This is a genomic window from Pedobacter insulae (assembly GCF_900113525.1).
GTDB classification, from domain to species: Bacteria; Bacteroidota; Bacteroidia; order Sphingobacteriales; family Sphingobacteriaceae; genus Pedobacter; species Pedobacter insulae.
In genome coordinates this window covers 142,802-156,005 of sequence record NZ_FOPP01000006.1, presented here as the reverse complement: position 1 = coordinate 156,005, position 13,204 = coordinate 142,802, and the positions used below count along the sequence as shown (strand labels likewise).

11 protein-coding genes are annotated in these 13,204 nt (G+C 35.4%); 10 read left to right on the top strand and 1 reads right to left on the bottom strand.

Features of this window, described 5'->3' with window-relative positions:
- Positions 1-15: 15 nt before the first annotated feature.
- The 8 genes from BM207_RS11715 (at position 16) to BM207_RS11680 (ending at position 10,545) form a co-directional block, all read left to right on the top strand.
- Entirely contained in the window at positions 16-477 is a 462-nt protein-coding gene (locus BM207_RS11715) for a hypothetical protein (RefSeq protein ID WP_090994210.1), read from the top strand.
- Between the two features lie 96 nt (positions 478-573).
- Positions 574-2,973, top strand: a complete 2,400-nt coding sequence (pheT, locus tag BM207_RS11710; protein WP_090994208.1) for a phenylalanine--tRNA ligase subunit beta — start codon at positions 574-576, stop codon at positions 2,971-2,973.
- A 48-nt stretch (positions 2,974-3,021) separates the two neighbouring features.
- Entirely contained in the window at positions 3,022-3,312 is a 291-nt protein-coding gene (locus tag BM207_RS11705; RefSeq protein WP_090994207.1) for a hypothetical protein, read from the top strand.
- 31 nt (positions 3,313-3,343) lie between these two features.
- Complete coding sequence (locus BM207_RS11700) at positions 3,344-3,634, top strand: cell division protein ZapA (RefSeq protein WP_090994205.1); 291 nt, start codon at positions 3,344-3,346, stop codon at positions 3,632-3,634.
- A gap of 217 nt (positions 3,635-3,851) precedes the next feature.
- Positions 3,852-5,414, top strand: coding sequence for a ribonuclease Y (gene rny / locus BM207_RS11695; RefSeq protein ID WP_090994203.1), 1,563 nt, complete (start codon positions 3,852-3,854; stop codon positions 5,412-5,414).
- Between the two features lie 97 nt (positions 5,415-5,511).
- Positions 5,512-6,012 (top strand): Mpo1 family 2-hydroxy fatty acid dioxygenase, encoded by a 501-nt coding sequence (locus tag BM207_RS11690; protein ID WP_090994201.1) that lies wholly within the window; start codon positions 5,512-5,514, stop codon positions 6,010-6,012.
- 309 nt (positions 6,013-6,321) lie between these two features.
- Positions 6,322-9,096: a TonB-dependent receptor gene (locus BM207_RS11685; RefSeq protein ID WP_090994199.1), complete on the top strand. Its 2,775-nt coding sequence runs from the start codon at positions 6,322-6,324 to the stop codon at positions 9,094-9,096.
- 108 nt (positions 9,097-9,204) lie between these two features.
- Positions 9,205-10,545, top strand: coding sequence for a hypothetical protein (locus BM207_RS11680; RefSeq protein ID WP_090994197.1), 1,341 nt, complete (start codon positions 9,205-9,207; stop codon positions 10,543-10,545).
- A 52-nt stretch (positions 10,546-10,597) separates the two neighbouring features.
- Here BM207_RS11680 and BM207_RS11675 read toward each other — a convergent pair whose 3' ends face one another.
- Complete coding sequence (locus BM207_RS11675; RefSeq protein WP_245768086.1) at positions 10,598-11,797, bottom strand: hypothetical protein; 1,200 nt, start codon at positions 11,795-11,797, stop codon at positions 10,598-10,600.
- Positions 11,798-11,975: 178 nt separating this feature from the next.
- Between BM207_RS11675 and BM207_RS11670 the strand changes: the two genes are divergently transcribed.
- Complete coding sequence (locus BM207_RS11670) at positions 11,976-12,311, top strand: hypothetical protein (protein WP_090994195.1); 336 nt, start codon at positions 11,976-11,978, stop codon at positions 12,309-12,311.
- A gap of 30 nt (positions 12,312-12,341) precedes the next feature.
- On the top strand, positions 12,342-13,163 hold the full coding sequence (locus BM207_RS11665; RefSeq protein WP_143095948.1) for a hypothetical protein: 822 nt from the start codon (positions 12,342-12,344) through the stop codon (positions 13,161-13,163).
- Positions 13,164-13,204 lie beyond the last annotated feature (41 nt).

The window sequence follows — 13,204 nt, the reverse complement described above, 5'->3', positions numbered from 1 at the left end:
TTTTCTATAAATTTTATGAAAAGGATAGCACTGATTTTATTTGTAGCCCTCATTCAAATATCATGTAGAGAGAAGAACTGTTGTACGATAATCGATGCAACTGTAGACCTATCGATCATGAACTCAAATGGCTACGATCTTTTAAATCCTAATACCCCAGGGGCGCTTAACGAAGAAAATATAGATATATTAATATTAAAGAACGGAGCAAAAGTTCGTCTTTATCGAGGGAATTTAGATGTTGCGAAGTTTTTTAAAATTCGCAATTCCAATAACAAGCATATCTTTCAAATGTACTTTGATGTTAGCCCTGAGAGTTTTAATGGAAATAAAATTACTCAGTTCATTAGATACAAAGACGGCACTGAGGATGAAATTGTTGGTGAGTTTAACGAAAACAGGAAAACAAATACGCTATTGCAAAAAGTTTGGATTAATGGCGTTGTAAAGACACGCCCTTTCGTTGTAGTGAAATAATTGGGATAATTTCGGTTCAGTGGTCAATCGGACTAATTCTTTCTTCTTTCCGTATTAAATAATATCTTTGCGGTTCAAAAACGCAATACCTCGACGATGAAAATATCATACAGCTGGCTTAAGCAATTCATAAATACCGATAAAACTCCACAAGAAATTTCTCTAATTTTAACAGATATTGGGCTGGAAGTTGAAAGCTTGGAAAAAGTGCAGCCAATTGTTGGTGGCTTGGAAGGCTTGGTAATCGGTCACGTTGTTGATTGTGCACAGCATCCAAATGCAGATCGTTTACGTGTAACGAAGGTTGATGTGGGTGGCGAGGAACTTTTACAGATTGTTTGTGGGGCGCCAAATGTAGCTGCAGGTCAGAAAGTTGTTGTGGCAACTGTAGGCACTACTGTTTATCCTAATGAGGGTGAGCCTTTCAAAATCAACAAATCGAAAATCAGAGGTGAAGTTTCAGAGGGCATGATTTGTGCTGAAGATGAAATTGGATTAGGTGCTTCTCATGCGGGGATTATGGTATTGCCAGAAGATATCCAAATCGGAATTGCAGCAAAATCATACTTTAAAATGGAAGATGATTTTATGTTCGAAATCGGCTTAACGCCTAACAGGGCTGATGCAGCCTCTCATTTAGGTGTAGCTAGGGATTTAGCGGCCTATTTACGCACTAGCTACCAAATGCCCGACGTGAGCGCCTTTAAGGTGGCTAATGAAAGCTTAAACATAGCGGTAAAAGTGGAAGATGCAGTTGCTTGTCCACGTTACAGTAGTGTAAGTATAAGTGGCGTAACCGTAAAGTCATCGCCAGACTGGTTAAAGGATAAATTAAAGGTAATTGGCATCCGCCCAATCAATAACATTGTTGATGTAACCAATTATGTACTACATGAATTAGGACAGCCCTTACATGCATTTGATGCCTCGCAGATTAAAGGTAAACAGGTCGTTGTAAAAAAATGTGTTGAAGGAACATCTTTTACCACATTGGATGAAGTAGAACGTAAGCTCTCAGCTGATGATTTAATGATTTGCAACCTTGAAGAACCCATGTGTATTGCCGGAGTTTTTGGCGGTAAAAATTCTGGGGTAAATGAACAGACAACCACAATTTTCTTAGAAAGTGCATACTTTAATGCTGTTTCAGTTCGTAAAACTTCTAAAAGACATAATTTAAAAACAGATGCTTCATTTAGGTTTGAACGAGGTACCGATCCGGAGATTACGGTAATAGCCTTAAAAAGAGCAGCGCTATTAATTCAGGAAGTTGCTGGTGGAGAAATATCATCTGCTATTGCTGATCATTATCCTGTAAAAGCAAACCCATTTGATGTAGCAGTTAGCTATGCAAATATTGTTAAATTAATAGGTCAGGACATACCAAAGGAAGAAATAAGAGGAATTATTGTGGCATTAGGTATTGAGATAGTAGGCGAAACAGCTGAAGGCTTAAATTTAAAAGTTCCACCATATAAAGTAGATGTTACGCGCGAATGTGATATTACAGAAGAGGTGTTAAGGATTTATGGCTATAATAATATCCATATTCCCACCAAAGTAAATGCGTCACTCGCTTTCACCGAAAAACCCAATAAGGAAAATATTCAAAATCTAATTGCCGACCTATTAACCGCCAATGGGTTTTTGGAGATCTGGTGCAACTCGCTAACTCGCGCTAGTTTTTCTAAAAGGCCTGAGGAAGCAGTACAGATTTTGAATCCTTTAAGCTCAGATTTAAACGTAATGCGTCAGAGTTTGCTGCAGCCGGCTTTAGAGAGTGTTGCCTACAATCAAAACCGTAAAAATGCAGATCTTAAATTTTACGAGTTCGGTAAAACCTATCACCTTCTTGAGGGTAAGTACGTAGAGAAGCCGCGGTTATTGATTTTAGTTACCGGTGCTAAGCAAAGTGAACAATGGAACCATGTGACAACACCTTCTACCTTCTACAATCTTAAAGCAGCTGTTGATGCGATCATTGGTAGAATGGGGATTGCAAATTACCAGATAGAAGAGGTTAAAGACGAAAACTTTGCTTTTGGGTTAAAATACTTTAGAGGTGATAAGCCCTTAGTAACCTTTGGTGCAGTTACAGCCGCAGATAGAAAACAAACGGATGTGGAAAAAGAAGTGTTTTATGCTGATTTTGATTGGGCAGCATTATTGGACGCAGTCAAGAAAAACACTATAATAAATAAAGAAGTACCTAAGTATCCTGCAGTAAGAAGAGATTTGTCAATGTTGGTAGATAAGCGGGTTACGTTTAATGAGTTAAAGGCAATTGCTTTTAAAAGCGAGAAAAAATTAGTTAAGAGTGTGCAGGTGTTTGATGTTTATGAAGGAAATAAGCTCCCTGAAGGTAAAAAATCGTATGCATTGAATTTCACTTTGCAGGATGAGGAGCAAACTTTAACCGATAAGCAAATTGATGCGATTATGCAAAAGATTATCCATAACTTAGCGCAAAGTGCAAATGCAGAAATAAGAAAGTAAGATTTCTTAAATTAGTTTGATTGTTTTAAATTTTAATTTTATTTAACGATGTCTTCTGTTGCCAGTCAATTAGATAATGTGTTGCAAAAAACAAATCGCTTAATTGAGCTTTGTAATGCATTGCAAGAAGAAAATGAGTTGTTGAAAGTTGAAAACAAGCAAACAAAACTGGCGCTGGAATTGGCAAAAAGCAAAGGTTTAGAATTAGACGAAAAAGTAAGAGTACTCAAATTAGCGAAGAGTATTGAAGGAACAAGTGAAAAGACGCTTGATATAAAGCAAAAAATTAACGAATTTGTGCGTGAAATTGATAAGTGCGTAGTGTTACTTAAAAAATAAGCAACATAATTATTGAAACAAAGCTACAAAAATGGGAGAAATCTCGATTAAAATAACTATTTCTGACCGTATTTACCCCCTAAAGGTAAATGTTGAGGAAGAAGAAATCGTAAGACGGGCTGCTAAAATTATTAATGAACGTATAAAAGACTACCAAGAAAATTATGCGGTTAGAGATAAGCAGGATTTGCTATCAATGGCAGTGTTGCATTATGCAACAGCGGTATTGAGAACAGAACATAAGGTGCAAAACCAGGATACTGCAGTTGCTGAAAAAGTTGAAGATTTAGATAGTTTATTAAACGAGTTTTTCGCTAAATAAAAACGTTCTTTATAGGTAGTTTAGAAATTTGGCCGTGGCTAGATTTTTATGTTTCAATAGTACAAGAAGATTTAATTGCCATCCCTGATGCGCAGTTGATTTTTTTGGCATGAGTCATAAATATTTAGTTACGGTTTTTTTATATAACAAAAAAATGGAGCCAATGTCATGCTTGAAAAATTATGATAGGACCATTCATTAAAACAAAAGAGAAATAATGGAGATATTAGGAATAATAGGATGCATACTGGTCAGTTTAATTATTGGCGTAGTTTTAGGAAGATACCTTTTGCGAAGTTTGTTTAAGCAACAAGAAATTGCTGCTCAAAATAAAGCTAAAAAAATATTAAAAGATGCAGAAAGTAACGCAGAAATCTTAAAAAAGGACAGGCTTTTAGAAGCGAAGGAGAAGTTTTTACAGATGAAAGCCGAGCATGAACAACAGGTAAATTCACGAAATAATGAAGTCAACCAACGCGAAAACTCTATTAAACAAAAGGAACAATCTCTAAATCAAAAATTAGAGAACATGAACCGTAAAGAGCAGGAATTAGATAATCATAAGGCTAATTTGGAGAAACAGACTGCAGTTGCCATAAAAAAACAGGAAGAGGTAGATATTCTAAAAAATCAACACGTTCAACAATTAGAAACCATTGCAGGTTTAAGCGCTGAAGAAGCTAAAAACCAATTGGTTGAGAACATGAAAAGTGAAGCGCGTTCTCAAGCAATGATGCAGGTTAAAGATATTGTTGATGAAGCCAAGCTCACCGCAAGCAAAGAGGCTAAAAAAGTTGTTATCCAAACCATTCAACGTACAGCTGCAGAGGCCGCTATTGAGAATTCAGTATCAATTTTTCACATCGATAATGACGAGATCAAAGGACGCGTAATTGGAAGAGAAGGAAGAAACATCCGTGCGTTAGAAGCTGCGACTGGTATTGAGATTATTGTAGACGATACCCCGGAAGCGATTATCTTGTCTGGTTTTGATCCAGTTAGGAGAGAAATTGCCCGCTTGGCATTACACCGTTTGGTAACCGATGGCCGGATACATCCTGCGCGTATTGAAGAGGTTGTAGCGAAAACCAAAAAACAAATTGAAGACGAAATAGTAGAAATCGGTGAACGTACTGTAATTGATTTAGGAATTCATGGGCTGCATCCCGAGTTAATTAGAATGGTGGGTCGTATGCGTTACCGTTCATCCTACGGACAAAATTTGCTACATCACTCTCGTGAGGTTGCAAATTTCTGCGCAACCATGGCAGCCGAGCTCGGTTTAAATGCTAAAATGGCTAAACGTGCAGGATTATTACACGATATAGGTAAAGTGCCTGATGATAATCCCGAATTACCACACGCAATTTTAGGTATGCAATTAGCTGAAAAATATAAGGAACATCCGGAAATTTGTAATGCGATTGGAGCTCACCATGACGAGATCGAGATGACCTCTATGATTTCGCCAATTATCCAGGCATGCGATTCAATTTCTGGTGCTAGGCCAGGTGCTAGACGTGAAGTTGTAGAAAGTTATATCAAACGCTTAAAAGAATTAGAAGAACTGGCTTTATCTTATCCAGGAGTTGAAAAAACTTTTGCTATTCAGGCTGGTAGGGAACTACGTGTAATCGTAGAAAGCGAACGCATTAGCGATCAGCAAGCAGAATTATTGGCAGCTGATATCTCTACCCGTATCCAAACTGAAATGACTTATCCGGGTCAGATTAAGGTGACGGTAATTAGAGAAACTAGATCGGTAGCATTTGCTAAGTAAGCTTCTCATCCCTCGCAAAGTGAAGGATCAACAATAATTTTTAAGCGATGGAATTTCCATCGCTTTTTTTAATTTTATACAATTAATTCAAATCTCCATGGAAAAAATTGAAAAACGACCAGTTGATATCCTTTTCGATAAGTACGCCGAAAGCCATCAAAACCATACGAATGAAGTAATTCATTGGATTTGTGTACCGCTGATAGTTTTTAGTTTACTAGGTTTGGTTTGGCAGATTCCCTTTCCTCATCTTGATTTTTTAGGTCAATACAATACTTTTTTAAACTGGGCATCATTTGTCATTGCTTTTTCTGTATACTATTATTTCACATTATCTCCAGTACTTGCTTGGTTAATGGCTGGCATTGTTGGTATAATGAGTTATTTCATTGTAAAAATCGAATTGTTGTACGGCTTGGGTAGCTTAACTTCTTGTTTAATTTATGTGGCAATTTTTGTACTGGCGTGGATTGGTCAATTTATTGGTCACAAGATAGAAGGGAGGAAGCCTTCATTTTTAGATGATGTTAAGTTTCTGTTAATCGGCCCTATCTGGTTACTACATTTTATCTGTAAAAAAATAGGTTTGAGGTATTAAGGAAAGATCGTCATTGCGAGGTACGAAGCAATCTTAAAGAAGCGCAAAGCTAGATAAAGAAAAAACGTAAAATTTAACACTGAGAAACAAGAGTATTTCGCAGAGAACATAGAGCTTGTTCTCGTATTAACTATTTGTTAATTTCTTAAAACCTGTTAAGCCTTCCCCAATCTTACCACTAACCCCCCTACACTGCCCCTAAGCGCCAGTTAACAATTACTTAACCTTTGCATAAACGAATGGTAATCTGCTGCTAACATACAGATAACATTGTGGTAATAGTTTTGCTGAAACAAATTTTCAGACAAATTGAAATCACAAGCAACATTTAAAAAAGCATTTTTCACCTTGCTATTGGTAAGTTTTAGTGCGATCGTTTTTGCTCAAGGTTCGGGTAAAATCTCAGGAACCATAACCGATAAAAAAACTGGGGAAGTTATAATTGGTGCAGCGGTTAAAATCAGCGGAGCTACTACCGCAGTCCCTACTGATACGGCTGGGCGCTTTGTTCTACCTAATTTGACAAGAGGTAAATATATTGTAGAGGTTATTTTCTATAATTATAATACGCAAAGTATTTCAAATATAGAGGTTTTAGATAATCAAACTACCACACTAAATGTAACCTTAGAAGAGAGTTCTTCTCAAACGCTTAGTCAGGTTGTAATTTCAGGTAAGAGCAATAAAGAATCGGCAGTGGCTTTAAATCTTGAAAGGCAGAAATCGACAGTTATTGTACAAAAAATAGGTGCCCAGGAACTAAGTCGCAAAGGATTGTCGAATGTTGGCGAAGGTGTAAGCAGAATTGCTGGTGTATCAATAGTTGGCAACAAAAATGTTTTTGTTCGTGGTTTGGGCGATCGCTATAACAACACTACATTAAATGGCTTGCCCATACCGTCTACCAATCCAGATTTAAAGCTAATCCCTCTTGATATATTTCCTACAGCAGTGGTTAAAAATATTGGTGTTACGAAATCTTACTCGCCTGAACTATATGGCGACTTTTCTGGGGGTTCTATAGATATTGTAACGAAGGATTATCCTGTACAAGGCTTTTTTAAAGTAGGTTTATCCAGTGGGTACAATTCTATAACTACAGGTAAAGACTTTTACACAACAGATAGAACTGCGCTGAATTATTTTGGTTTTGATAGGGCCCATCGGTCATTACCCCAAGCTATCGATAAGTTAAAAGTTTATGAGTCGGTTAATCAGCCCAACTTAAAATCAGCATTTGCCACCCAATGGTCGCCTGAGTTGTTATCTGCACCCGTAAATACTGGATTTTCATTTGCTGGAGGAGATTTATATGAACTAGGAAACGGTAAAAGGTTCGGTTTTTTAGCACACTTAGGCTATAAAAATGATTTTACATATAATGGGGGAATCAGCGCAATTTATAATGCTCAACAAGCGCCAGATTATTTATATCACACCGATAAATATAGCTTAACTACAAATACATCAGCCTTGTTGAACCTATATTTTAAAGCAGGAAATAAAAGCAACTATTCAATTACCGGTTTATTTGTAAACGACTCGAGAAATGATATTTTCGATCAGCAAGGTTTTAAATCAGATCTAAGCGGTGATATTTATGCTCGAAGAAATTCATATGTTCAAAATTCATTGTCAACAGGGCAATTTGCGGGGACAAATAACCTTAACGAGAGTTTCATGTTAAAGTATACAATTGGGTTTACTAATATTACTGGCAGTACGCCAGATCGAGTTCAAAATAGTTTTATTGACAACAAAAATGGAACCTATTCCTTTTTAAAATTTAATAATAGCGATAATCATAGGTTCTTCGCAGATTTAAATGAAGACGATATCTCAGCAAATATATCGGTCGATTACTTTTCAAGAAACAAAGAAGTAGCATTTGAAAGTTTACAATTTGGATTTCAAGGAAGATATAAGAGTAGAGTTTTTAATTCTAGACAAATTGAAACTAGAATTGGTTTAAATCCAACACTAAGCCTAGATCAAGTAGATAGTTATTTGAATGATAATAATTTGGGTAGCGGGGAGGATGCGCAATCTTTTCGTTATACCGAGTCATATTATGCACCGAATGATTATGAAGCGGACCTATTAATAGCTGCTTCATTCGTTAACTTTAACTTTGAATTCAATAATAGATTAAAGCTTATAGCCGGTTTAAGAGCAGAATACTCACAGCAAAATACCTATTATAAATCTGGTAGCCAAACTTACGATTCGCCTTTTAAAATAAAAAAATTAGACGGGTTAGACCTTTTACCTGCCCTTACTTTAAAACATACATTAACGGATAAAGCAAACGTTTTGTTTGCCGTTAGCAGAACGATATCTCGTCCACAATTTGTTGAATCTGCCCCTTTTAGATATAACGTAGGTTTCGGGATTGCCGAAGGAGAAGGAAATCCAGATCTGGTGAACAGTTCAAATTATAATGCCGACTTGAAGTACGAATTCTACCCTTCAAACGCAGAAATATTTGCCGTAAGTGTATTTGGTAAATTTATAGACAAGCCGATTGAATTAAGCCAGGTTAATTCTGCAGATCCCTTGTTTACTTACATGAACACAGATAAGGCAGCCTTGGGAGGAGTAGAGCTAGAATACAATCGTAATTTAGGTAAAAATATGTCTTTCGGTTTTAATGGCTCATATATTTATAGCAATATTGCTGTAAGCCAAGAAACGATCGACAATTCGGTAAAACCAATTGCGCCAACTAACCGATCACGCCCATTGTTTGGAGCATCGCCCTATTTGATTAATTTTGATTATAGCTATAAACATAAATGGTCTGCCAAATCGAACACCACCTTTACGTTAACATATAATGTATTTGGTAAACGATTATTCGTAGCAGGGGCACAACAAGCCGGAGACATTTATGAAATGCCTGTAAACACATTAGACTTTGTTGTTAATACAAAGTTGGGTAATAAGATTGGTTTGGATTTGAATTTCGGAAACCTACTCAACCCAACCATCAGATTTCAACAAGAGTACACCAAGAATAACCTTACCTATAATCAATATAAAAGAGGAATGAATGTTAGTGTTAACCTTAACTATACCTTTTAAGAATTAATAGTGTGATAACGTTAACTTGATTAACTGATAACAATTACCTAATCTATAATTAACACTAAATCTATTGATTTGTAATAAATAGAAAATTAAATAATTAATATGAATAATTTCAAGAGTTCAAGATTTTTCTTCTTAGCTGCAGTAGCAGTAATGTCAGTATTTAATGCTTGTAAAAAGGATAAAAAAACTGATGATTCAGGAATGGATGGGGCATTGCCAAATGGGACGGTAATTACAGGTGATATAACTTCTAATGTAACATTAACCAAAGGAAATTCCTATGTATTAAAAGGGGGTGTTCACGTTAAAAGTGGTCAAACTTTAACAATCGAAGAAGGTGTTACGGTAAAGTCTGATGCAAATGAACCTGCAACAGCTTACTTATTAATTGAGCCTGGAGCTAAAATAATGGCTCAAGGTACTGCAAATAGTCCAATTGTATTTACCTCTGGCAAAGCAGCACCGAAAGAGCAAGACTGGGGGGGGATAATTGTGTGTGGGTCTGCTCCAGTAAATGGTGAAGGTGGTCGAATTTCTTCAGAAATGGGAGCAGGTGTAAGTTACGGTGGCTCGAATGCAGCTGATAATTCAGGTACTTTAAAATTTATTCGCGTTGAATATACTGGTAAAAAGCAAACTGCGGATAAAGAACATAATGGTTTTACTTTTGAAGGTGTTGGCAATGGAACGGTAGTTGAGAACCTGGCTGTATATAGAGGTGGAGATGATGCTTTTGAATTTTTTGGAGGTACGGTAAATGTGAAATATCTTTTTGCTTATGGTGCCCAAGATGATACTTTCGATTGGACGTTTGGCTGGTCTGGTAAAGGTCAATTCTTAATAGGTGTGCAAGCCGATGGTGTAGCCGATAGAGGCATCGAAGCTGATAATAGTAATAAAAACAATGCAGCTAGTCCATTTTCTAACCCAACACTTTCTAATATAACCTTAGTTGGTTCATTAACGGCTAAGACAGGTGATGATCCTACATCTGCTACTGAGACTGGTAAAACACTAGGTATAAAATTACGCGAAGGTACAAAAGGTAAATTACACAACTTCGTAGTATATAACTTTAACAATGGTATTGATTTAGAACATGACGGTACATTAGCTAATATGGCAGATGGCTCACTTTCTATCAAAAATTCTGATATTTCTAATATCAAAACTTGGGCATTCAAACCTACTAAAGTAAACAATGTTACTCCCCCATTTACAGGTATAAATATGTTTATTGATGCATCTTATACAAATACAATAACTGAAACAAGTACAAAGCCACCGTACATCATAGGTGTATTTGTTGGTGCAAGCGCAACAGGAGCAATAAATCCAACTACTTTAGATTCTTTCTTTACTGCTGCAAATTATAAAGGTGCAGTACAAGCTGGTTCTGATTGGACAAATGCTGCATGGGTTAGAACAGATAAAAGATAATAATTCCCTATAGTTTTGATAAAAGTACCTTGCGACAACCGTAAGGTGCTTTTTATTTAATAGGATCGTAAGCATAAACTATCTCATAATGCTCTTTTTTAAACTTTGGAGAAAGTTGTCCTATTCTTAAGTCTTTTAATTGTGGCGTTGGTTCGCAGAATGTATAAGATTTGCCATTATAATTTATCCGATTTCCCTTTGTTTTATCAAGTTGTACAGCCATAGTTACGTGTGTTGGGTATAACAATACAATCATTGGTAAATTATAAATCTCTTTGACTAAATAGAAAAATAAGGCCGCCCTGTCGTCGCAATCACTATACTGATTTAATAAAGTTTGCTCAGGGGATAATCTTTTTTCTTTTCCAAAGTTGTTGCTGTCATCTTCATAAAGAAATGCATATCTGGTAAAACGCATAAGATAATCAATACCTTTTTTTTGCGACATCTTACTTATGTTGATTTTTAAGATTGGAATTAATGAGCTATAGGTTTCTTTGGTTAGTGGAATGTTAAAAGAGTACGAAAAATCAACTCCAGGATAGTTTTTGAATATGGCTTCAACTTCACTATTTAATTTGATGTCGAAATGATAATCTTGCATTTTATATCTAAAAGTTATTTTCTTTTCTTTATAACTTTTTGGATTAAAGTCTGGCATTTGGGTAATTCGGTACGAAAAAGATTTACTAGCATTAGAAATGCTTAATACTTCCACTTCTGGTAATGAGGTAAAGTTGGTATGCGCATAATCGTGATAATTTAGACACATGTATTTTTTCTTACCAATTACTATAGAAGGAATATCTGAAATATTTTCGTCATTGTATATATACATAACAATTCTATCATCAACTACAGTAAGTCTCGCATCATATCCAGATTTGCCCAATAAAAACCATTTGTAAATGGTATAACGTTCATAGCTCTGTTTTTTAGGGCTTATTTCCTCTGCTGTTCTTCTTATCAATTGATAAAATAACCAATCGTTTAAGTTCTTATCTTTTTGATAGGCTAGTAAGGTGTCAATTATTGGTTGATAATGACTTTCATTTAGTCTGTTGTACGCAACGTTAATAGATTGAGTTGAAATTGATTCCAGGTTTTCTAATAAAAATGAGTTTTCAACCTTTAAATTGAAAGTATTGCCATAGATTTCAAAACTATAGTTTTGTCCATAGACTCGATTGGAAAAGGTAAGTCCAATAAGCATTAAAATAAAGTAGAGAATAGATCTTTTTAGGTTAATCATTATTTAATATTAAATATATAAAAACAATTCACACACTTTTAGTCTTGCTTTGAAAATCTTAAATCTCCGAAGCTTTTTTCAAGTACTCTATTTGTCATTTCAATTAATACTCTAGAATGCTTAAGGCTTATTTAACGGTTACTTAACTTATGTATAAATTGGAGTTTTAGATTTATATATGAAAAATTTTAGATCTAAATTCATAAGAAATGCAATAGTTGCATTTTTTGGGATGACAATTGTTGTTAGTTGTGAAAAACAGGTACCTGAGAACGATTTGGTTCAGGTACAAATTAACAAAGGAAAATCCATCTTTAAAAGGGAGGTTGATGTTGACTCGTTAAAATTATACCTGGGTCAACTTTTGGGGAAAGATACTTCGGAAATCAGGTATGATGGCCTAAAAGAGGCGTTTATAGCAAACGAAATAGGCGAAATAAGTAATCAAAAATTGATTGAACTATATAAAAGCCACCCTATTATCATTTATAAAAATGGAGAGCAAATTAAGTAATTGAACAACCTTTTTACCAAATTTTTAATCATGAAAATTCATTTCAATCTATTAATTATCGCTGTGGTCTATTTTATTAGTATCAAAAATGTCGTAGCTCAGACAATTTCTCTTGCTGCTTCAGGTACAACTGTTGAGTCAGGCGGTATAATTAAAATATCAGCTAGTGGTGAAAATAATCAAAAGAAGATATCGACTTTCGGTCACCCAATTACCAATAATTCAGATGTGCAGTCTTCTTTGTGGAACACTTCATATTATCTAAACACTAGTAATCCGTCTACTTCCGAATACAAATTTATAAACAATACCAACTCTCCTATTACTTTAAATGTTCAAATCCCACATACAATTTTAACAATACCATCAAGTGGGCCAATGACATTCACTCCTCAAACCTTCAATTTTAATGTTACCGTCAGCCCTAAGTATCCAATTAATATTAGTAAGGTCAGTAAAGATGAAACAGTATTGATCGGGAGCGATTGTGGCTTTCCTCATGCATATGGTACTTGGTATAATACAAATGGAATGATGGAATATAACGTTTGGAAGTTTATCTTTATTGTCGAATTTACCAATAGCAGTTCAACAATTAGTGACTCCGATATATATTGGGAGTGGGAAGTAGAGGATCCCTCGGCTTATTTTTACAATGAAAAACAGTTTTTAGTTTATCCCTATGGAGCAACAAAACAGACACCATTAAATGGGGAAAAAAAAGTAGCCATAGAGGCTAATGATCGTTTAGATGAATATAGTTCTAGGGTTGTAGTTAGAGCCAAATCTAAAACTAGCGGTACAATTTTATCTCCAGATTTCTTCTTTTCTGTAGCAGCTGTTGATCACTAGCTTCCCATTTGTTTGTTTTTTAACAGTATTGGACCTACAAT